General features: G+C 50.3%; 15 protein-coding genes. 13 read left to right on the forward strand and 2 right to left on the reverse strand.

The features are described from left to right. Positions 1 to 6 precede the first annotated feature (6 nt). The 7 genes from AAC007_RS01255 (at position 7) to AAC007_RS01285 (ending at position 11,608) form a co-directional block, all read left to right on the forward strand. On the forward strand, positions 7 to 387 hold the full coding sequence (locus tag AAC007_RS01255) for an acetone carboxylase subunit gamma (protein ID WP_295870799.1): 381 nt from the start codon (positions 7 to 9) through the stop codon (positions 385 to 387). 14 nt (positions 388 to 401) lie between these two features. Further along, positions 402 to 2,546, forward strand: a complete 2,145-nt coding sequence (locus AAC007_RS01260) for a hydantoinase/oxoprolinase family protein (RefSeq protein ID WP_295870802.1) — start codon at positions 402 to 404, stop codon at positions 2,544 to 2,546. A 45-nt stretch (positions 2,547 to 2,591) separates the two neighbouring features. Beyond that, positions 2,592 to 4,838 carry a hydantoinase B/oxoprolinase family protein gene (locus tag AAC007_RS01265; RefSeq protein ID WP_295870804.1) on the forward strand — a complete coding sequence of 749 codons (2,247 nt, stop codon included), beginning with the start codon at positions 2,592 to 2,594 and terminating at the stop codon, positions 4,836 to 4,838. A gap of 33 nt (positions 4,839 to 4,871) precedes the next feature. After that, positions 4,872 to 5,702 (forward strand): hypothetical protein, encoded by an 831-nt coding sequence (locus AAC007_RS01270; protein WP_339674203.1) that lies wholly within the window; start codon positions 4,872 to 4,874, stop codon positions 5,700 to 5,702. 13 nt (positions 5,703 to 5,715) lie between these two features. Then, a complete protein-coding gene (locus AAC007_RS01275; RefSeq protein ID WP_339674206.1) occupies positions 5,716 to 7,710 on the forward strand; it encodes an acetoacetate--CoA ligase in 1,995 nt (664 codons plus the stop codon). A 174-nt stretch (positions 7,711 to 7,884) separates the two neighbouring features. Continuing rightward, a complete protein-coding gene (locus AAC007_RS01280; protein ID WP_339674208.1) occupies positions 7,885 to 10,350 on the forward strand; it encodes a TonB-dependent receptor in 2,466 nt (821 codons plus the stop codon). Between the two features lie 82 nt (positions 10,351 to 10,432). Beyond that, positions 10,433 to 11,608 (forward strand): lipid-transfer protein, encoded by a 1,176-nt coding sequence (locus AAC007_RS01285; protein WP_339674210.1) that lies wholly within the window; start codon positions 10,433 to 10,435, stop codon positions 11,606 to 11,608. Between the two features lie 93 nt (positions 11,609 to 11,701). Here the strand turns inward: AAC007_RS01285 and AAC007_RS01290 are convergent, their stop codons facing one another. Then, a complete protein-coding gene (locus AAC007_RS01290) occupies positions 11,702 to 12,163 on the reverse strand; it encodes a globin domain-containing protein (protein ID WP_339674212.1) in 462 nt (153 codons plus the stop codon). Positions 12,164 to 12,416: 253 nt separating this feature from the next. Beyond that, complete coding sequence (locus AAC007_RS01295) at positions 12,417 to 13,190, reverse strand: SDR family oxidoreductase (protein ID WP_296434686.1); 774 nt, start codon at positions 13,188 to 13,190, stop codon at positions 12,417 to 12,419. A 534-nt stretch (positions 13,191 to 13,724) separates the two neighbouring features. On the opposite strand from AAC007_RS01295, the gene npdG reads away from it, so the two are divergent. The 6 genes from npdG to AAC007_RS01325 all read left to right on the forward strand — a co-directional run bounded on the left by npdG (position 13,725) and on the right by AAC007_RS01325 (position 20,326). Next, a complete protein-coding gene (gene npdG, locus AAC007_RS01300; protein ID WP_339674216.1) occupies positions 13,725 to 14,402 on the forward strand; it encodes an NADPH-dependent F420 reductase in 678 nt (225 codons plus the stop codon). Between the two features lie 6 nt (positions 14,403 to 14,408). Continuing rightward, positions 14,409 to 15,176: a coenzyme F420-0:L-glutamate ligase gene (gene cofE, locus AAC007_RS01305; RefSeq protein ID WP_339674218.1), complete on the forward strand. Its 768-nt coding sequence runs from the start codon at positions 14,409 to 14,411 to the stop codon at positions 15,174 to 15,176. Continuing rightward, positions 15,176 to 16,159 (forward strand): 2-phospho-L-lactate transferase, encoded by a 984-nt coding sequence (gene cofD, locus AAC007_RS01310; protein WP_339674220.1) that lies wholly within the window; start codon positions 15,176 to 15,178, stop codon positions 16,157 to 16,159. Before cofE ends, cofD begins: the two co-directional genes overlap by 1 nt. A 142-nt stretch (positions 16,160 to 16,301) precedes the next feature. After that, on the forward strand, positions 16,302 to 17,045 hold the full coding sequence (cofC, locus tag AAC007_RS01315; protein WP_339674222.1) for a 2-phospho-L-lactate guanylyltransferase: 744 nt from the start codon (positions 16,302 to 16,304) through the stop codon (positions 17,043 to 17,045). After that, entirely contained in the window at positions 17,042 to 19,534 is a 2,493-nt protein-coding gene (gene cofH / locus AAC007_RS01320) for a 5-amino-6-(D-ribitylamino)uracil--L-tyrosine 4-hydroxyphenyl transferase CofH (protein WP_339674225.1), read from the forward strand. The genes cofC and cofH overlap by 4 nt, the downstream gene beginning before the upstream one ends. Before the next feature lie 30 nt (positions 19,535 to 19,564). Then, on the forward strand, positions 19,565 to 20,326 hold the full coding sequence (locus tag AAC007_RS01325; protein ID WP_339674228.1) for an SDR family oxidoreductase: 762 nt from the start codon (positions 19,565 to 19,567) through the stop codon (positions 20,324 to 20,326). The last annotated feature ends 1 nt before the right edge of the window (position 20,327 follow it).

Here is a 20,327-nt window from a genome sequence, read left to right on the forward strand (position 1 = left end):
ATAATAATGAAGGTGTTAGCGACGGAATATTTGCGTGTCGATCTTCAAAAAGAGATGTGGGAATGCGATAGGTGCGATCACGTTTTAGGATCGGCAAGAGAGAATTATAAGCGGTTTTTACTCATTTATGATCGTAACCCCCGAGAGGTGCATCACCCATTGCTCGACCCTGAGCGGTATCGGTTTTGTTTTTCTCCGGATCCCGAAGTGTGCGTGATATATGAGTTTTACTGTCCCAATTGCGGCTTGATGATGGACGTTGAATACACCGTCCCCGGCCACGCACCGCTTCACGACTTGGAACTTGATATCGACTCCTTGAAAGAGAAGTGGAGCGGATCTGACTTGCAAGCCAATTCAGCGACTACCGCTGCGTTTCGATCTTAGTTGGAGGCACAATAATGAAACGTATAGCAGTAGATATCGGCGGCACATTTACAGATTGCTTTGTCAGTTGGGGCGAGCAGTTTATACAAACCAAGGCGTTGACTAGCCATCATAATTTGGCGCTGGGTTTTAATGATGCCCTTGATCAGGCTTGTGAAATTTTAACCATAGATCGCCGCCAGTTGTTGCAGTCGGTAGATTCCGTGCGCTATGCGACAACCTTAGGTACCAATGCACTTATCGAACGCAAGGGCCCTAAAGTTGGCGTTTTGATTACCACGGGTTTCGAAAGCACGATTCCTATTTCCCGCGGTCGCGGCTATTGCGATGGCCTTTCAGACGAGCAAGCCAGGGATATGTCTAGGGCCAAGCGTCCAGATCCCCTGGTGCCAATTTCGCGCATACGTTCTGTAAAACAGCGTATGGACTATCGCGGCAAAATATTAATGGATTTGGACGAAGCCGACGTTAGAGAAAAACTCAAACAGTTGGTGGATGCTGGTGTTCAGGCCCTTGTTGTTACCCTCATCAACTCGGTTGAAAACCCTGAGCACGAATTGCGTATTCAGGAAATATTCGAAGAAGAATTTCCGTCGTCGATGCTCGGTGCAATACCCATGGTGTTGTCTCATCAGGTGGTGGGGCGCAAGGGTGAATATGTTCGGAGTTCGTCAGCTATAGTTGACGCGTTTTTGCATTCTACAATGTACTTTGCGATGAGTGCGCTTGAACAAAATCTTCGCGAAAACGGCTACACACGTCCCATGTTGTTAGTACACAACTCGGGGGGCATGGCCCAGTTAAACTCCACCGATGCGCTAAAAACCCTGCACTCCGGTCCTGTGGCGGGAATACACGCAGCAGGCCAATTATCACTACAGGGTGATATTCAAAATATCGTTTGCGGTGATATGGGGGGAACCTCATTTGATATCGGCTTAATTACTGACGGCGGCACTAAACACTACGATTTTAACCCCGTGGTCGACCGGTGGCGGGTGTCGCTACCCATGGTGCATCTAGTGACATTGGGTGCCGGTGGCGGTTCTATTGCAAGTTACGACACGATTTTTAATACCGTGCGTGTCGGTCCTCAAAGTGCCGGCAGCGATCCCGGTCCAGCTTGTTATGACCGAGGTGGAATGAACCCTACCGTTACCGATGCCGATTTACTTTTGGGTTACTTGGATGCGGAGAATTACGCCAAGGGCGCGATCCCATTGAACACTCGTCGCTCCTATCAGGCGCTCGAGGATATATGTGATGAAATGGATATTTCAGAACTTGATGCAGCCCTCCTTATTAAATCAATGGCCGATAGTGAAATGGCTGCCGGTCTCGTTCGAGAGCTAAATGGCGGCGGCTACAAAGCCAGCGAGTTTGTGTTTCTAGCCTACGGTGGCAACGGCCCTTTGCACGCTTGTGGTATTGCCGACAAGGCGGGTATTAAGAAAATTCTCGCGCCGCCATACAGCAGTGTGTTTTCCGCATGCGGCGGTGCGGGTTTAGATCAAATGCATATCCATGAAAAAAATGTGTCGCTGGGTTTTTACAATAAACATACCCGTGCACTTTATTCGGAATACAGTGCATTCAATCGTTTGGTTGAATCTTTGGAAGAGAAGGGGCGCGCTGATTTGCTGCGTCAAGGCTTCCGTGAAGAGGATATTCAGTACTCCCTGGAATTAGACATGCGTTACGGTATTCAAAAGATGGAAGTGAGTATCGAACTTGAAAATCGTCGCTTGAAGAAGCCGCAGGAAGTGTTGGCGGCGATTGAATATATGAACGCAGATTTTGCCAAGCGATATGGCAGCGAAATTGTATCCCCTGAATCGGGAGTATGGGTTTCTACCGTTCGAGTCGTGTCCCGCGTGGATTTAGGTACAGTGAAATTTTCAGACTTGCGGCCACCGACCGAACGGCTATCTCCGCCGGAACCGGTGACCTATCGGGAGTGCTATTTCAATGGTAACTCCGGCCCGATACGCACGCCGATATACGGTCCTGACGCACTGAGTAAAGGTGTTGAAATCTCTGGCCCAGCAATCGTTAACCCAGGAGAAACCACCTACTTGGTAGAACCCGGTTGGCGCTATGTTGCAGCCGCCCAAGGCGCGGTGTGGTTTATTTGCGAAAACGACACGCTCGAGCAGTAATTCAATAATTGACGGCTCCCCAGCATTGGAGTGAGGAAAATAACAATGAGCACAAATTTGGTAAATCCTGATACCGCTGATGATCAAGAATTGGTTGATCGTTTTCTGAGTAAAAATAGGGCCTTCTTGGGCCCCGATCCAGAGATCCAGCGTAATCATCATGTTGCTGCGCGTTCGCTGCATGAAGAGCAAGTGTTAAGTGCTGGGGTGGACAGCCATCTATACGCTGAAATCCGCTCCGGCCTGCGTGCAGCGCTTGACGAAACATTTAAAATTGCGGAAATGACTGTGGCTTCACCCGCTGCGCAATGCGCAGATATGTCTACTGGCTACTTTACCGCGGCAGGTGATCTTTCACTTGCGTCTACTCGTGGTGTGGCCGGGTTTACGGTAAGCCTGCATTATCCCATCCGCTTTATTCGGAAATATTTTGAGGCCGATGACACGGTGGGTATCAATGAGGGCGACGGCTTCTTGCTAAATGATGCTCACTACGGTGGTATTCACAGCCCTGATCAACATCTTTTTATGCCCATTTTCCATGACGGAAAAATTGTTAGCTGGTGTGTTTGCGCCATGCATGAAGGTGAAATTGGCGCACGTGTGCCAGGCGGTATGGGGCCGATGATCGAGTCGCCTTGGGATGAGGGTCTGCGTGGCTCGCCGATTAAAATGGTAGAGAACTACGCCCTAAAAACGGATTTAGTGACGTTTTTTCAGAATAGTTGTCGTGAACCGCAAACCATGTTGGCGGATTTGAAAGCGCGCTTAGCGGCCTGCTGCCGAATGGAGCGCCGAGGCAAAGAGCATATCGCTCGCTACGGCATAGATTCAATTGTTGGATTTTTGCGAAGCAATGTGGAATTTATGCGCGACGAAGGTCGTCGTCGCATTGCGGAATTGCCCGACGGCACTGTGCGCACACAATTCTATATTGACGATACCATGCGCGAGCCCGCGTTATTAAAAGTGATGTATTGCTTCACGGTGAAGGGTGACAAAGTCATCGTTGATTTGCGTGGCAGCTCTCCGGAATTATTTAATCGCCCCATCAATAGTTTGTTGAGTACTCAGGTACTGGGTGTAGCGATAACGCTTGCTCACCATATTTGGCCTGATATGCCGTGTGCACAAGCGATTATTGATTGCTTTGAGTTTATTACTGACCCGGGTTCTATTGCTGATTGCTCAGATCAGGTTCCGGTGGCGCTCTGCATTCAGCCAATGTTCAAGATTATGACGGCTGCAGAATTGGCCTTTGCCAAATTGTATTTCGGTGCACCTAAGAAGTATGGCAAAACCAAAGCGGGCTGGTTTAACCAACCCGCCGCCATTATTTACGGGGGGGTAACTCAGCATCAGGATTCCTGCGGGAATATGTGTGGTGATCTCAATGGTATGGCCGGTGGTGCGAAGTGCGACGAGGATGGTGAACACAGTATTGCACCGTGTTTCGGCGCCAATGTCGATATCGGCGAAAGTGAAGATGCTGAAGAGAAGTTGCCATTCATATACGCGATATCTAAACGAATTTGGCCGGGTAACTGCGGCTTCGGCAAGTTTCGAGGCGGAGCGGCTTATGAATACGGCCTCATGCGTTACGGCGAGCAGCCGTTTGGTTTTCAAACGTTTACTGGTGGCTCTTACTTCCCGTCTACCTTTGGTCTTTATGGCGGCTATGCCTGCCCTACCTACGGTACGGTGAGAGTACGCGGTAAAAATTTGTTCAATGTATTGAAAGAAACACCGGAATTGTTCGAAGCGTCGATGGCAAGCATTATGAATGACCGCCTGATCGAGGGAGCGGAATACAGCAGTCATTCGATGGCAGTTGCATTCGAGTTGTACCCTGAGGGCGAGCTGTTCATGACCAGCCAAGGTGGCGGCGGTGGCTACGGCGACGTGTTAGATCGCGATCCTGAGATGGTTATTAAGGATTTGGAAGAGGGGCTTATCCGCGCAGAGACGGCGAGCGATTTATACGGTGTTGTTTACGACACCGAAACCTACGCCATCGATGAGGCAGAGACCGCGAAGCGCCGCACAGAAATACTCAAGGGTCGACTTGCCCAAGGTATCAGCTGGGATGAATTTATGGCGACACGTGTCAATCCTGAGCCACCACCGGCGGTGCCGTTCTTTGGTCGTTGGAATAACTCCGAAGAGTTGTATTGCGGGCCATTCGGTAAGGCGCTGCCGTCCGAGTTGCCTCCTATCATCATGCCGGACCCAAAGGATGTAGAGATCCAGCAGCTAAAATCGCAGCTTGCGGCGTTGCAAACGCTATCTTAAGGGCTTTCGAAATTGTTGATAGGTGAATAGAAAATGATGGTAGAAAAAAACAAGACAGGTCCGGCAATTTGGCTTAATGCCCATGCTTTCGCAGAGCATGTACTGTGCGGCGGTAGGGCGCTACCGTGGGCTAATAATACAGAGTTCGCCGAAGTATATAAAAAGCTTCAGGGTATCCTCGAAGCTGATCGAATCAGTGTGCCCTTGATGGGGTTTTTAGACAGCTGGATCGATAGGCATCCCCATGTTTTGCAAACAATGGCCGGCAAAAGTCGTGTTCGTTTTGCGATAAAACGATTTCTGACAAACCAGGATTTACGCGCAGATATGCTGGAGTGGATGACAGTGTGTTGCGCGATGGTGGACACGGAGGTGGTGCTAGAGATTCCGTCGAATGCGGCCCTTATTTCGTGGGCGCATGCTCGTGCCAACCCCGCCGCGAAAATTGAGCCCTTGTCTGACCTCGATATTGACTCGACCTCAGTGTATCTGGCGGACACCGTGAGACAGCTAAAGCCGTCGGGAATAGCGGGTATCGTTAGCACCTTGTCTGAGTCGGATTTAAATGCCGGTGCCAGCGTTGAGCTTTATAAACCCCTGGCGAATGTCGCTGAAAATTATCACTGGCAATTTGCCTTTCGCAAACCGTTGGTCGGCACACAATTTGATAGCCAGCAATATTATTGCCTGGGTGATGATGCCGGTAGTGACAATACAGATTTGGTATCGCTCTCAGCCGAATTTTGGCAGGAGAGTGAAAGTAAGACGGCAGCGCTAGATAGCAAATGGGCTTACGCAGAGCTACCAGGTTTTGTAGAGCCCGAAGTTGTTCGAACAAAGATCGCCGCACTGCGTCAGCAATAAGAAGGAGAGTCTGATGTCTGTAAAGGAAGGTCAGTGCTTGTGGTCACCCACAGAGGAATTTGTTGCTAGCAGCAATATGACGAGCTTGATGTCCTGGTTGAAACAACAAGGAATTGCGAGCTGTGATGACTATAGCGCGCTTTGGCAGTGGTCGGTGGCGGAGCCAGAAGACTTTTGGGCTGCGCTGTGGCGATATTTTGAGGTGATATCGGATACCCCTTATCAGCAGGTTATGAGCAGCCGTGAAATGCGGCCTGGGGTGACATGGTTTACTGGGAGTAAGGTTAATTTCGCGGAACATATTCTCCGGCATAAAGGGGATCATCCCGCCATATCGGCGATGTCAGAAAGTGATTCGCTCAGCGTGCTTAGCTGGAATGAGTTACATGAGCAGGTCAGGCGGGTCGCTACTGCGCTGCGCTCATTGGGAATTGAACCAGGCGATAAAGTCAGCGCGGTACTACCGAATCGCACAGAAACAGTTGTCGCGATGCTTGCAACGATAAGCGTTGGCGCGGTATGGAGCAATGCGGCGCCTGAGTTCGGAACTCAGGCGATTCTTGACCGGCTTGGGCAAGTTAGCCCAAAGCTGGTCCTTTTTTGCGATGGTTACACCTTTAACGGCAGTCGGTTTGATCGCACACAGGTGCTGTCGGATTTGCTTGCTAAATTACCCTCAGTTGAACAGCTGGTGCGGTTAGATGTGCTCGGCGATTGCCCGGCCTTTAATACCAAACTTCCGGTTCAAACGTGGCCGACGCTGCTGAGTACAGAGGACCCTGGTGTTGAGGGATTTAAATTTGAACGGGTAGGTGCGCGGCATCCCCTTTGGTTTGTTTTTTCCTCAGGTACGACAGGCTTACCGAAAGCCATTGCACACTCCCATACTGGCGTCTTAATCGAAATGTTGAAGTTCATGAGTCTTCATATGAACTTGAAGCCGGGCGACAATAGTTTCTTTTACACAACGACGGGCTGGGTCATGTTTAATCTGCTAGTCGGCATGATGTTGTCGGGAGCAGGAATTATTTTATATGACGGTAGCCCAGTTTACCCCAGTACCGATACCTTGTGGCGTTTGGCCGAAGAAAGTGACGCTACGCACTTTGGGGCTAGTCCCACTTATGTTCAGCTAATGGAGGCCAACCATATTGTTCCCAAGGATCATTTTGCGCTGACAAGATTATCAACAGTATTGGTTGGTGGTTCGCCATCAATGCCATCCACTTTTGATTGGTTTTATCAGAATGTGAAGTCAGATATGTGGGTAACCTCCCAAAGTGGTGGCACTGAGATTGCAAGTGCATTTGTGGCAGCCACACCGACGCAGCCAGTTTATGCCGCAGAAATACAGGCTCGGGCTTTAGGTATGTCGGTAAAGTCTGTCGATGATCATCAGCGTGAATGTATCGATCAAGTGGGTGAGCTAATTTGCGATCTACCATTTCCATCGATGCCTTTATATTTTTTAAATGATGAAGATGGCGAGCGCTATCAAAAGTCCTATTTCGAAGATATAGCCGGTGTTTGGCGGCACGGCGATTTTATAAAAATCAATGGGCGGGGAGGTTGTTATATATATGGCCGTTCTGACGCTACTTTAAATCGCTTTGGCGTTCGTATTGGCACCGCAGAGATTTACCGCACTGTCGAAGCCGTAGCGGGTGTCGCTGACAGTCTTATCGTGTGCGTCGAGACTGAAAATGGTGGTTTTTATATGCCACTGTTTGTGGCTTTGGAACCCGGTGTTGAGCTAGATGATAGCTTGCGCAATACGATTAAGTCAGAGTTGAAAATGCAGTGTTCTCCGCGGCACGTACCCGACGAGATTGTCGTTGTTGCAGAAGTGCCTTACACCCTAACTGGCAAAAAATTAGAGGTGCCAGTCAGGAAGTTACTAAAGGGGGCGAAAGCGGCTGAGGTGGCTAGTGCGGGCTCTATGAAAAATCCAGATAGTTTGAATTTCTATATTGATTTTGCCATAGAAAGGCTAGCTAAGACTGTCTGACTTTGTATTCCGTAAATTTAGATTTCGATACGTAAATTCTAAAACTGCACAAATGGGTAGTGTGAGACATAGCCGCATTTTACATAAACTGAACTTGCTACTCAGAATGTTCAATGCAGGCTAGATTTATTTCATTGAGCGCATGAAAATATAAAAATAAGGATGAGATAAAATATGTCCCCAAAGTATAGAAGGAAATGTCCCCCTTTTGTTATTAGCCTCGTTTCTCTTTCCATTATGATGGCGGCAGCCACGTTTGCACAGGCACAGGACGGCATAGATAAAAAGAGCTCGCGAACCCGCAATGCCTTACTAGAAGAGGTGGTGGTTACGGCGCAGCGGCGAGAGGAGAACCTAAATGATGTCCCTATTGCGGTTACTGCGCTGAACGGTGAGCAGCTGGATATCCTAGGCGTAACTGACACCCGTGATCTCAATATCATTGTTCCAGGTTTTTCAGCGTCTGAAGGTGGGTACGGTGCGCCGGTCTATACATTGCGTGGTGTTGGCTTTCCAGATTCAACCTATTTTGCTAGCCCGACAACTGGGGTCTACATCGACGAAGTCAGTATGCCGTACTCCATTATGTCCAAAGGTCCTAATATTGATGTCGAGCGGGTCGAAATTCTGAAAGGCCCCCAGGGCACATTATTTGGCAGAAGCACAACGGGCGGGGCCATAAACTATATTGCTAAAAAGCCGACTGACAATTTAGAGGCGGGTGTGACTGCGTCCTACGGTCGATTTGATCGCAAAGATCTAGAAGCCTATGTAAGTGGCCCAGTGTCAGACAATTTGCGATATCGTTTTGCTGGGCGCTATATTTTGCAGGGCGATCCTTGGCAATACAGTAATACAGATCGCAGCCGCGAGCTGGGTGAGCAGGATAAGTTTTCTCTTCGATCCATCTTTGATTGGGATGCGAGCGACGATGTGAATGTGCGGTTGATGTTGGCTGGGTGGCGAGATCGCAGTGATAGCCGTGCCGGACAGCCGGTATATTTTAATGCGCAGAACCCCCAAAGTGATTTGCTGGCATCGGAAAATGTGAAGAATTATCCGTTTATTCCAGATTCTGATGACCCGCGTGCCGCCGAGTTTTGTAAGGGGCATTCCTCCTGTGTAGACGTAAATGGTAAACCCTACGATTTCACCCAGGATGAAACCTTCTATCAGGCGGCATTGCGTCTTTCCTGGATGTTTACGGAGACCGTCGAAGGTATTTTATTGGTTTCATATAATAATTTTGAAGCAGATGGCAGCGAAATTCCCGCTTCGTCTTATTCCGAACGACATATAGAAACTACGCTTTTCTCTGAAATTGAAAATGTCGACGTTGAGTTCCGATTAACGGGAAGCGCCGAGCTACTCAATGGGCCAGTTACGTGGACTGCCGGTCTGCATGCTACCCCACATGAAACCGGAACGGATTATCGTCTGTTTGGTGCTAGCGATAACAACAGCGTTTTTTATGTTGTTCCCCTTGTCGGCGCCTTACCGGGGCTTGACGATATAAGTCTATTGGGCAGCTATTACATTGGTGATGGGGAAATGGAATACCGTTCTCAATCTGCCTTCGGTAACGTCGAATGGCAATTCACCGACACATTAAAAGTGACCGCTGGAGCCCGTTACACTGATGAGGAACGGGATTTCAACGGCTGCCTAGCAGATGACGCCAAAGATAATAATACCAATGTAAACCTCGTGTTCACGGCATTGTCACTGCAGCGCGCGCTACTTGCATTAACCACTCCAGATGTCACCACACCCGGTGAATGTATTACCCTTACCGAAGATGGCCAGTTTGATCGCTACACAGATAATCTAGAGGAGCACAGCTTGTCTTGGCGTCTCGTTGGGGATTGGACGCCGAATGACAATGTACTGATGTATTTGTCTAGGTCGCGGGGCTTTAAATCAGGTTCATTCCCGGTCACAAACACCACCGATCAGGGGCAGTATGTACCCGCCCGCCAAGAGCAGGTTGACGCCTATGAAATTGGAGCTAAATTAAACTTCTTTGATCGTCGTTTGCAGCTCAATACTGCCGCTTTCTATTATGACTATGTCGACAAGCAGCTCTTTTCGCGTATTCAAGATCCGCTATTCGGCTCGCTACCACAGCTACAAAATGCGCCATCGTCCAAAGTTACCGGCTTTGAAATAGATATATCAGGATCACCGTTTGAAGGCCTATACCTTTCTGCCGCAGGTGCGTATATCGAGACCGAGGTTAAGGAGTTTCCGAATGCCTTTAATACCCGAGGCCAACCGGCAGATTTAACGGGCCGAGAATTTAACTATTCACCGAAGCTGAGTTATACGATTTTAGCGGATTACAGCTTACCAATTGGCAACGAATATGAGGCCGGTGTTGGGGTAGATTACAGCTTTAAAGATGAAACCAATTCTACCTTAGATGGTGACCCGTTCTTTGCACATGACGATTTCGCTATCACAAATGCGCGTTTGCGTTTTGGACGATCAGATGCGAAATGGATGGTGACGCTATACGGCCGAAACGTATTTAACGAGTACGCGACCACGGGGCATGTGCAGGTGGTAAGCGACATCGTAACGCGATACGTCAGCGATCCTCGCACCTACGGCATCACGTTTGATTATAAATACGACTAATTTTTTTTGCCGTGCGAAAAGCGCGGATTTTTTAATTTCTAGATCATAGTCGATACTTGCTAGCGCTTTATTAGGGGGTTTAATGAATCAGGTTCTTGTCGCTGGTGTAGGCATGGTGAAATTTGCCAAGCCTGGAAAGCAAGCTCCCTACAGAGAGATGGCTAGCGAGGCAGTGAGTGATGCATTAAAAGATGCGGGTCTAAATTACTCGGATGTTCAGCAGGCATTTGCCGGCTATATATACGGCGATAGCTGTAGTGGTCAGCGAGCGATCTATGATGTTGGCATGACCGGTATTCCGGTGGTTAATGTCAATAATAATTGCTCCTCGGGCTCTAGTGCGATTTATCTTGCTAGGCAAGCCATTCTAAGTGGTGAAGTGGATTGTGTTCTCGCCCTGGGATTTGAAGAAATGCCCAGCGGTGCAATTGCATCTCAGTGGGATGATAGAGAATCGCCATTTACTATTTTTGACGAAGCCTTAGACAGGCTAGATTACCCGGCCGCCCCGTTGGCGCTCCGTTGTTTTGGCGCTGCTGGCCATAGCTATATGGAACGCTATGGCGCAAAACCTGAGTTGTTCGCGCAGGTAGCGGTGAAAACCCGTAATCATGCGGTGAATAACCCCTATGCCTTATTCAATACGCCGCTTTCGCTTGCCGAGGTGATGAACTCACCGATGCTATATATGAACTATCTCACCCGACTAATGTGCTGTCCGCCAACCTGCGGCGCGGCGGCAGCGATTATATGTAGCGAAGACTTTGCAAAGCATCACGGTATTACCCGAGGTGTCGTCATTGCGGGACAAAGCATGGCTACGGATAAGCTCGACAGCTTTAGCGATCCGATGAACTTGGTGGGTTCGAGTATGACTAGACAGGCAGCAACTAACGCCTATTCCCAGGCGGGGATTGATGCGGCGGATGTGGATGTCGTTGAGCTTCATGATTGTTTCACCACAAACGAAGTGCTTAGTTACGAAGCTTTGGGGCTGTGTTCTGAGGGAGGAGCGAGTCGTTTCGTAGCCGATGGCGATAATACGTATGGCGGGAAAATTGTTGTAAATCCGTCTGGTGGATTGATGTCTAAGGGACACCCCATTGGAGCAACCGGTTTAGCCCAGTGTTTTGAATTAACAACCCAATTGCGCGGAGAGGCTGGGGCGAGACAAGTTACCGGGGCGAAGGTGGCTTTGCAGCATAATCTTGGTTTAGGTGGGGCCGCGGTGGTTACTGTTTACGCAAAAAGCGTTTGATAGCGTAACGGCATCGATTTGGGCTTCAATACAAGTCGATGCACGTTTTCTTGCTGTGTATTCAGTATTTCAAACTACATTGGCGCCGAATAACTAACCCACTAATGCCATAGGAACTTCATGACCCCACTCGGTATGCTCAATTCTGTGGTAGCTACTCGCTTCTAGCAGCGTTTCTTTTACCATGGCTAACATGCTGACCCAAGCGGCTTTACCGTCACCACTAAAATCGTCGCCAAGTGCCATCTCTAATGTTTCTAGCATAGCTTGTATAAAAAAATCGTAGTGACGTTCGTTGATGCCTTGTTCGCTATAGCGCTGTCCCATATTGTGGGCGACTACTTTGAGTCCATCCATATTTTCTAATGAGTGCACTGTGGTGCAAAGCATATTGATGAGCTTGCGGTCTTTGCCGTTATCCGCGCAGTTAAATAGGTTTCGTAAATCGGGTGCCAACTGAAACAGGCGTGCATAGAAGATCTTGGCAAAAGGCTTGCCGATGGACTTCACTGCCTGTAACTGCGATTGAACGATAGCTATTTGCTTGGGTGTCATGGTGCGCCTCATTTTGGTTGTCGGCGGCTGGCGATAGTGGATCGTCGCGTCGAGAAAAATTTAACTCCTTACTTGTTGGACAATGTACTCCGGTGGTGATGTCGTGATTATTCGAAATTACCGAGGTCTGCATACATAGATTGCGTAGTGAATTGCGGTAATTCACTACATCTTTAAGGGGGGATACCGCAATAAGGCTGAGACGCGCTATTTGTGAGGCAAATAGCGCTTAACGTCGAGCTTGATAGGGCGCTTATTCTGCGTTTGCGGCACCTAAAAATGCGGGGTTTTCGCCACCACCATGCACGGTTAGGGTTGATCCGCTGATGTATGAGGCAAGATTACTTGCTAGAAATAGGCAGGCGTCACCGATATCTTGGGGTACGGCCATCCTGCCCAGTGGAATCGTGTTACCTACCGCAGCGATCCCCGCCTCGTCGCCGTAATGCAGGTGAGCTTGCTCAGTGCGAATGAGTCCGGCGATGATGGTGTTGGTGCGCACCTTGGGTGCCCATTCAACGGCGAGAGAGGTAGATAAGCTGACTAAGCCCGCCTTTGCAGCACCGTAGGCCGCAGTACCTGGCGATGGTCGGACTGCGCTTACCGACGCAATATTGATAATAGCGCCACCGCTGTCTTGGGTTTGCATGACTTTGTTACAGGACTGTGCGAAGTTCAGCGGTGCCAGTAGGTTTAGTCGAATAATGGATTCTGAGAATCTTGGCGACACGGTGGCGGCGTCAGCAGCTGGCGCTCCGCCGGCATTGTTGACGAGCACGTCGATGCGACCGTAGTCGCGGACAATGGTATCGACGAAACTCTGTATAGCATCGGCGTCCCGCACATCCAGTGGCAGAAATACAGCGGTATTGCCATCTGCGGTGGGTAGCTCATCAGGTTCACTGCGGCCGCAGATAATGACGGTAGCACCGTTTTCGAGGAAGCGTTCGCTTATTCCACGGCCAACACCTTTGCCACCGCCAGTCACGATAGCAACCTGGCCCTTAAAGTTTAGTCTGTTCTGCATTCCCACTCCGTCGCACATGTGATTTGATAAGCTTTTTTATAGGCTGTGCCATTCCGCTGGTTGCTCCGGTATAAAACAATTCCAGCTGTTTAAGCTTAGCTAGGCCAATCTACGTTAAGTTTACCGTATTTTGATCGCACGGAAATGGAATATACAGGGACGTCAATTTTCTATGCCAATATGAAATTGCCGTAATACGTGGCCTGTAGCGTGGTTTTCGACAAGGGTAGTCTGAAGGGACTAATCTGTAATGCTTAATTGTTTGAGCGCTGGCAACTGATTAAATGCAGCTTGAGTGGGCACTCCTATTAAATGAGAACGATTTGGGCTGGAACACCCGCGTATTGTTATTTTGAATGCCTAAAACGATCGGATTTGTTTGATGATAGACCGTTTTTGACAGTATTCTCGCTGGGTCAACATGTATACACTAAACCTTATATACACGGTATTTTGCTTACTTCGGCGCTTAAATAATGAGCATTAGACGTCGCAGTCTGCATGACAAACTGAATAACAATGCGAGATTTCTACATGAGTGAAAGAAAAGCAGTAGTGGCAATTTTAGGTGGAACCGGCGGTTTAGGAACTGGTTTGGCGAGGCGTTGGGCCGAGGCCGGCTACCCAATCATCATCGGTTCACGCACCCAAGAAAAAGCCGAGACTGCGGCGCAGGAATTGCGTGAGTTAATGCAAGAGCGCGGAGTAGGGGACGTATCGGTTAGGGCAATGGATAATGTCGCTGCGGCCAATGCGGCAGATATTTCCGCATTAACTGTGCCCTTTGCTCACCATGCTGACACGCTGCTTAGTGTTAAGGCCGCTTTGCAGGGCAAAATCTTAATTGATGTGACCGTGCCCTTGGTACCGCCAAAGGTTGCCCGAGTGCAGCTGCCGGCTGAAGGCTCAGCGGGACAGATTGCCCAGAATATTTTGGGTGAGGACGTTAGTGTCGTATCGGCCTTTCAGAATGTGGCGGCAGTGCATTTGCAGGATGGCAAAGGGATGGACTGCGATGTCTTAGTGTGCGGCGACAATAAAGAAGCGCGTGCAAAAGTGATTGAGCTGGTCGAGGCGGCGGGGCTGCGTGGTTTTCACGCCGGTAGCATCGCCAATGCCGCTGCAGTTGAGGCAATGACCTCGCTACTGATCTTTATCAACAAGCAATATAAGTGTCACGCTGGGATCAAATTAACGGGCTTGGACCATTAATCCAACATGACGTCGTCATTGCTTATTCACGCGCTAGCTGGGATCCCAATGGTGGAGCCCGGCGATAATCTGGCGGATCTTATTCTCAAGGCCTTGGATGACTCCGAATGGGTGTTAGAGGATGGTGATGTTTTGGTGCTGGCGCAAAAAATTGTGTCTAAAGCGGAAGGCCGTTACGCCTATTTAAACGAAGTAGAGCCCGGGCCCGAGGCGATTGCCTTGGCGGCGCAGTGCGATAAAGATCCGCGTCATATGCAGGTCTTGTTAAATGAGTCCCGCGAGGTTATTCGTCGCCGACCGGGGGTGGTGATTGTTGAGCATGTACTCGGCTATGTGCACGCCAATGCGGGCATTGATCGCTCGAATATAAGCAGCGATGACGAGAATCCGCGTTTGTTACTGTTGCCCGAAAATCCCGATGGCAGCGCGGCTGCATTGCGTTCGTCGCTATCGGCGAGCACCGGCAAAAACGTCCATATTTTGATCAATGACAGCGCCGGCCGGGCCTGGCGCAATGGCACCATGGGCTTTGCGATTGGCACCGCCGGATTTGAGGCATTGGAAAACCGCGTTGGCGAGCAAGATTTATATGGCCGACCACTGGAAATTACCGAAGTTGCTGTGGCCGATGAGTTAGCCGCAGCGGCGTCTTTTATGATGGGGCAAGGTGACGAGGCGCTGCCGGTGGTATTGATTCGCGGTGCACAACTGCGCCCATCAGCGCTTGGCTCCGCGTCTTTAATCCGCGACCGAGAGAAGGATATGTTTCGCTAATGGCTGAGGTAAGTCTCCCCGCGGAAACAGCATTTAGCGGCGGCGTATTGGCCTTAAGTGGTGGTGTTGGTGGTGCAAAGTTATGCCGAGGTTTAGCGGCAGTGTTAGCCGCTGAGCAACTGACAATCGTGGCAAATACCGGCGATGATTTTGATTATTGGGATTTGCGCATCTGCCCTGATCTTGACTCGGTGATGTATGCCCTTGCGGATTTAAACGACGAGGAGCGCGGCTGGGGCTTGCGGGACGAGACCTGGCGAACGCTCATTGCCATGCGCAGATTGGGTGGTGATGAATGGTTTCAAATTGGTGACCAAGATTTGGCAACCCATATGCTCAGAACGCAGCTTATGGCTGCCGGCGAAACCTTGTCTACCGCAACGCAGCGCATAGCGACGGGCTTGGGTATTTGTCACACGCTGTTGCCGATGACTGAGCAGCCGGTAGCGACCAAGGTGAACACCGCTCAAGGTTGGCTAGATTTTCAGCATTATTTTGTGCGCGATAAATGTGAACCTGAAGTGCTCGATCTGCGCTTTGAGGGTGTGGATTCAGCTAAATTAAATCCACTGGTAAGCGAGATGTTGACGGATGCGAGCTTGGCGGCCATTGTAGTTTGCCCGTCGAATCCCTTTGTCAGTATTGATCCGATATTGAGTTTGCCCGATTGCCGGCGTTTGCTAAAGGCGTCGTCGGCGCCCGTTATTGCAGTGTCACCGATTATTGCAGGCCGTGCAGTAAAGGGGCCTGCGGCGAAGATGATGCGGGAATTAGATATGCCAGCCACGGCGCTGGCGGTGGCGGAGTATTACGGTGATTTGCTGGATGGCTTTGTATTGGATGAGGCCGATGCGGAGTACATGGATGACATTGCGGCCATGGGCTTAGCAGTTAGCGTGGCACCGAGTTTAATGACGGATATTGAGAGCAAGATTTCCTTAGCGAAAGACGTGTTGGCATTTGCGGCAAGCTTGCGGGCTTGAGGGTTTTCGCATAACAGGTTGGCAAAACACATTCATAGAGATCTTTGCAGGAAGCGGTGTTTTGTTCTCTGGCAGAGGATGAAATAGCAATCGTGCAAAGCTCTTTCATAATAAAAGTGAACGGACAGAAGCGTATAACAATATGTGGGCACTATTGCCGTTAAAAGATTTTGTGCAGGCCAAGCAGCGTCTTGCGGGATGTTTGACCGTGTCGGAACGCCGAGGTTTATTTCATGCGATGGTGGAAGACGTTCTGACGGTCTTAGCTGCGCACCCGGGATTTGAGCGTATTGTAGTGGTGTCGGATGATCCCGCTGCGCAATTATTGGCAGAACATTTTGGAATAGATTGCTGGTCTGAGCGGGGTCTTGGTCGCAGTGGCTTAAATGGCGTCGTCGCGGCGGCGCTGCAGGAAATGGCGACACTCACACAGAGCGAATCTAAGGTGAGTGTGGCAATGGTTATACACGGCGATTTACCGCTGCTGGGTGAGAAAGAGTTGGATTTACTTATTTCTCAGCACGCTGCCCTAACACTGGCTCATCCTTCCGCAGTGAGTATCGCCACGGATAGACATGGTCGCGGCAGTAATATTTTGATGTGCGACCCTGCGCGGGTTCCGGCCCTGTCTTATGGCCGCGACAGCTGCGCAGCGCATCAAGCGTCAGCCATGGCAATGGCGTTGCCCGCACAAGTTATTTCCCTGCCGGGGATTGCCCAGGACATTGACACCCAAGAAGATCTGCAGCGCTTGCTGGCGATGATTGCCTTGCCCGCCGCAGAGCGAACCTTGGCCTATTTACATCAAAATGGCATCGCGCAGAGATTAAAACAATTGGCTAATGGCGCAGCAAATACACCTGTACCCACGTGGAGTGTCGTATGAGCAAAGGGCTAGCCGTGGAACACGCACTTGCGGCAATACTGTCTCACGTAGGCGATGATGGCCTGAGCACCGAACAGGCATTAGCGCTTGCCGACATGACCGAAACTCAGGCGCTGATGACGGCGGCGGCAGGCTTGCGTGATCGTGGTTTTTACAATGGCATTAGCTATTCCCGCAAGGTTTTTATTCCGCTCACCTATCTGTGCCGCGATGTTTGTCATTACTGTACCTTTGCGAAAACCCCTAAAAAAATAGAGCAGGCCTATTTGCCCGTCGATGACGTCTTGGCTCAGGTAAAAGTGGCGGAGAGCATGGGCTGCAAGGAAGCGTTATTTACCTTGGGTGAAAAGCCTGAACTTCGCTATAAGGCGGCGCGGGATGCCTTGGCGGCGATGGGCTTTGCCAGCACACTGGAGTATCTCGCTCATGTTGCTGCTCGAGTGTTGGCAGAAACCAATGTGCTACCTCACATAAATGCGGGTTGCATGGACGATGCGGAAATCGCGATGCTCCGGCCGGTCTCGGCCTCAATGGGCATCATGCTTGAATCTGCCTCAAGCCGGCTTTGCGAAAAGGGCATGCCGCATTACGGCTCTCCAGATAAAGACCCCGCACTGCGGTTAGAAACGATTGCGCGAGCGGGCAGAGCATCGGTGCCATTTACCTCTGGTATATTGATCGGTATTGGTGAAACCCGTCGCGAGAGGGTGGAATCTCTCTTGGCACTGCGCGATCTGCATCAGCGCTACGGCCATATTCAAGAAATTATCGTTCAGAATTTTCGCGCTAAACCCAATACCAAAATGGCGACGGCCCCTGAACCAGATTTAAATGAGTTGCTGTGGACTATCGCGGTAGCGCGTTTGATTTTTGGCGCAGACATGAGCATTCAAGCGCCGCCGAACTTGAGCCCAGGTGTATTGCCGCAATTGGTTGCTGCGGGCTTAAATGACTGGGGTGGCGTGTCGCCGCTTACGCCCGATTTTGTCAATCCCGAAGCGCCGTGGCCGCACTTAGAGAACTTGGCGCAAGAAACCGCCAGCGCAGGGAAGTTTTTGCACGAGCGTTTGACCATTTACCCTCCATATGTGCGGCAATATACGCGCTGGCTAGACGCTGCGCTGCATACCAAGGTTTTACAATTAAGCGATGGCCAAGGTCTTCCCAAGGAAGATGATTGGGTTGCGGGGCAGGATGTGGCTGCACCAACTGCCGACTTGGCACTGTTGCGATCAGAGTCCGCTTCATTAAAGAACTACGGGCCGGTATCTGCTGATATTGGCCACTTAATTGATCGGGCACTACAGGCAGAAGCATTAAGCGAAGCTGATATTGTGCGCCTGTTTAGCGCCCGTGGCAGTGATTTTGCTGCGGTGTGTCGCGCGGCGGATCAGCTGCGGCAGCAGCGCTGCGGCGAACGAGTGAGTTATGTTGTTACCCGCAATATTAATTACACCAATGTGTGTTATTTCAAATGTCAGTTCTGTGCGTTTTCCAAGGGTAAGCTAAGTGAGAATTTGCGCGGTCGGCCCTATGATTTGTCAGGCGAAGAAATATCGCGACGCGCAATTGAGGCATGGCAGCGCGGTGCCAGTGAAGTGTGTATGCAGGGCGGAATTCATCCCGAGTACACAGGCCAAACCTATCTCGATATTGTGGCCACGCTGCGCTCGGCTACACCCGATATGCACATTCATGCTTTCTCGCCATTAGAAGTGTGGCAGGGAGCTGAAACCTTGGGCCTGGATCTGGAAAGTTATTTGCAGAAATTAAAAACAGCTGGCCTACACACTCTGCCGGGAACTGCAGCAGAAGTGTTAGATGACGAAGTGCGAGCCGTATTATGTCCAGACAAAATAAACTCTGAGCAATGGCTGACGGTGATGCGGACAGCTCACAAAGTGGGTCTGCGCTCAACGGCAACCATCATGTATGGCCATGTTGATAGTTATCAATCGTGGGCACGGCATTTATTGCGGGTTCGACAAGTGCAGGTGGAAACCGGCGGTTTTACCGAGTTTGTACCGCTGCCCTTTGTGGCGTCAGAAGCACCGATTTACCTAAAAGGAAAGTCACGGCGCGGGCCTAGTTTCCGTGAGGCGGTGCTGATGCACGCCGTCGCGCGACTGGTGTTCAATGGCTTGATCGACAATATTCAAGCCTCGTGGGTGAAGATGGGCGAACAAGGTGTAGAGGCGTTGCTAAATGCCGGGGTCAACGATCTTGGTGGCACCTTGATGAATGAGACTATCACTCGCGCTGCAGGCGCTGTGCACGGCCAAGAAACGGCGCCAGAGCAGATGGAGGCGCGTATTCGTCGCGCTAATCGTCAACCGTTTCAGCGCAATACCCTTTACGGGCCCGCAGATGAGCAGCAGAGTCAGCGCTCTCGCGTTGCCGCTCCGCTCGATGAGATCGTCAATACACCCGCACATAAATATGAGCGCAGTAAGTTGGCCGCTGACGAGGCTTTGATTGCGGTCGGATAAGTCTTGTTGCCAAACATAAAGGAATAAGGAATGGGCATTTATGCATTAACAGGCGGCGCGACTGGCATTGGCGCGGCGATTAAATCGCAACTTCGCGACGCGGGTCACAAGGTGATCGTGGTTGACCTCGTTGAGGGTGATGTTTGTGCAGACTTGTCGGAGTTGGCGGGTCGACAAAAGGCCATAGATGGCATTCGGGCGCTGGCACCAAACGGCCTCGACGGTTTTATTCCCTGTGCCGGTTTGGGGCCATCAGTACGACCTTTTTCACTAATCACAAAAGTAAATTACTTTGCCGCCGTAGCCGTCACTGAAGGACTTCTCGATTTACTCGTGAAGCGCAAAGGCAGTGTAGTGATGATTTCCTCTAATTCCGCGGCCATGGTTGGGCACGATGATTACGTCGAATTATTGTTAGCTGATAAAGAAGCGCAGGCCTGCGAATTCGTCGACGGCAAAGATGGCCACACTGCTTACGCGGGTTCAAAGCATGCGCTAAGTTGTTGGCTGCGTCGCAATGCCCCTGACTATGCGCGGCAAGGTGTGCGTATAAACGCTGTGGCGCCGGGCATTATCAATACGCCGCTGAGTGATAAAGTTCTCGCCGATAAAGATCTTGGCCAAGTGATGAAAGATTTTGGTGACAGTGTACCGATCGGTTCAATTGGTAAGCCTGAACAAATCGCCGATGTGGTGTGCTTTATCTTGAGCAGCAAAGCCAGCTTTATGGCGGGATCGATTGTATTTGTCGACGGCGGCCACGACGCCATGTTGCGTCCAGATCAGTTCTAGT

The sequence above is a fragment of the uncultured Zhongshania sp. genome (assembly GCF_963975605.1).
GTDB classification, from domain to species: domain Bacteria; phylum Pseudomonadota; class Gammaproteobacteria; order Pseudomonadales; family Spongiibacteraceae; genus Spongiibacter; species Spongiibacter aquimaris.

Bases quoted from the DNA above. Each gene is read 5' to 3' on its own strand.
- AAC007_RS01255 (WP_295870799.1), top strand. From the start codon at position 7: ATGAAGGTGTTAGCGACGGAATATTTGCGTGTCGATCTTCAAAAAGAG.
- AAC007_RS01260 (WP_295870802.1), top strand. From the start codon at position 402: ATGAAACGTATAGCAGTAGATATCGGCGGCACATTTACAGATTGCTTT.
- AAC007_RS01265 (WP_295870804.1), top strand. From the start codon at position 2,592: ATGAGCACAAATTTGGTAAATCCTGATACCGCTGATGATCAAGAATTG.
- AAC007_RS01270 (WP_339674203.1), top strand. From the start codon at position 4,872: ATGATGGTAGAAAAAAACAAGACAGGTCCGGCAATTTGGCTTAATGCC.
- AAC007_RS01275 (WP_339674206.1), top strand. From the start codon at position 5,716: ATGTCTGTAAAGGAAGGTCAGTGCTTGTGGTCACCCACAGAGGAATTT.
- AAC007_RS01280 (WP_339674208.1), top strand. From the start codon at position 7,885: ATGTCCCCAAAGTATAGAAGGAAATGTCCCCCTTTTGTTATTAGCCTC.
- AAC007_RS01285 (WP_339674210.1), top strand. From the start codon at position 10,433: ATGAATCAGGTTCTTGTCGCTGGTGTAGGCATGGTGAAATTTGCCAAG.
- AAC007_RS01290 (WP_339674212.1), bottom strand. From the start codon at position 12,163: ATGACACCCAAGCAAATAGCTATCGTTCAATCGCAGTTACAGGCAGTG.
- AAC007_RS01295 (WP_296434686.1), bottom strand. From the start codon at position 13,190: ATGCAGAACAGACTAAACTTTAAGGGCCAGGTTGCTATCGTGACTGGC.
- npdG (WP_339674216.1), top strand. From the start codon at position 13,725: ATGAGTGAAAGAAAAGCAGTAGTGGCAATTTTAGGTGGAACCGGCGGT.
- cofE (WP_339674218.1), top strand. From the start codon at position 14,409: ATGACGTCGTCATTGCTTATTCACGCGCTAGCTGGGATCCCAATGGTG.
- cofD (WP_339674220.1), top strand. From the start codon at position 15,176: ATGGCTGAGGTAAGTCTCCCCGCGGAAACAGCATTTAGCGGCGGCGTA.
- cofC (WP_339674222.1), top strand. From the start codon at position 16,302: ATGTGGGCACTATTGCCGTTAAAAGATTTTGTGCAGGCCAAGCAGCGT.
- cofH (WP_339674225.1), top strand. From the start codon at position 17,042: ATGAGCAAAGGGCTAGCCGTGGAACACGCACTTGCGGCAATACTGTCT.
- AAC007_RS01325 (WP_339674228.1), top strand. From the start codon at position 19,565: ATGGGCATTTATGCATTAACAGGCGGCGCGACTGGCATTGGCGCGGCG.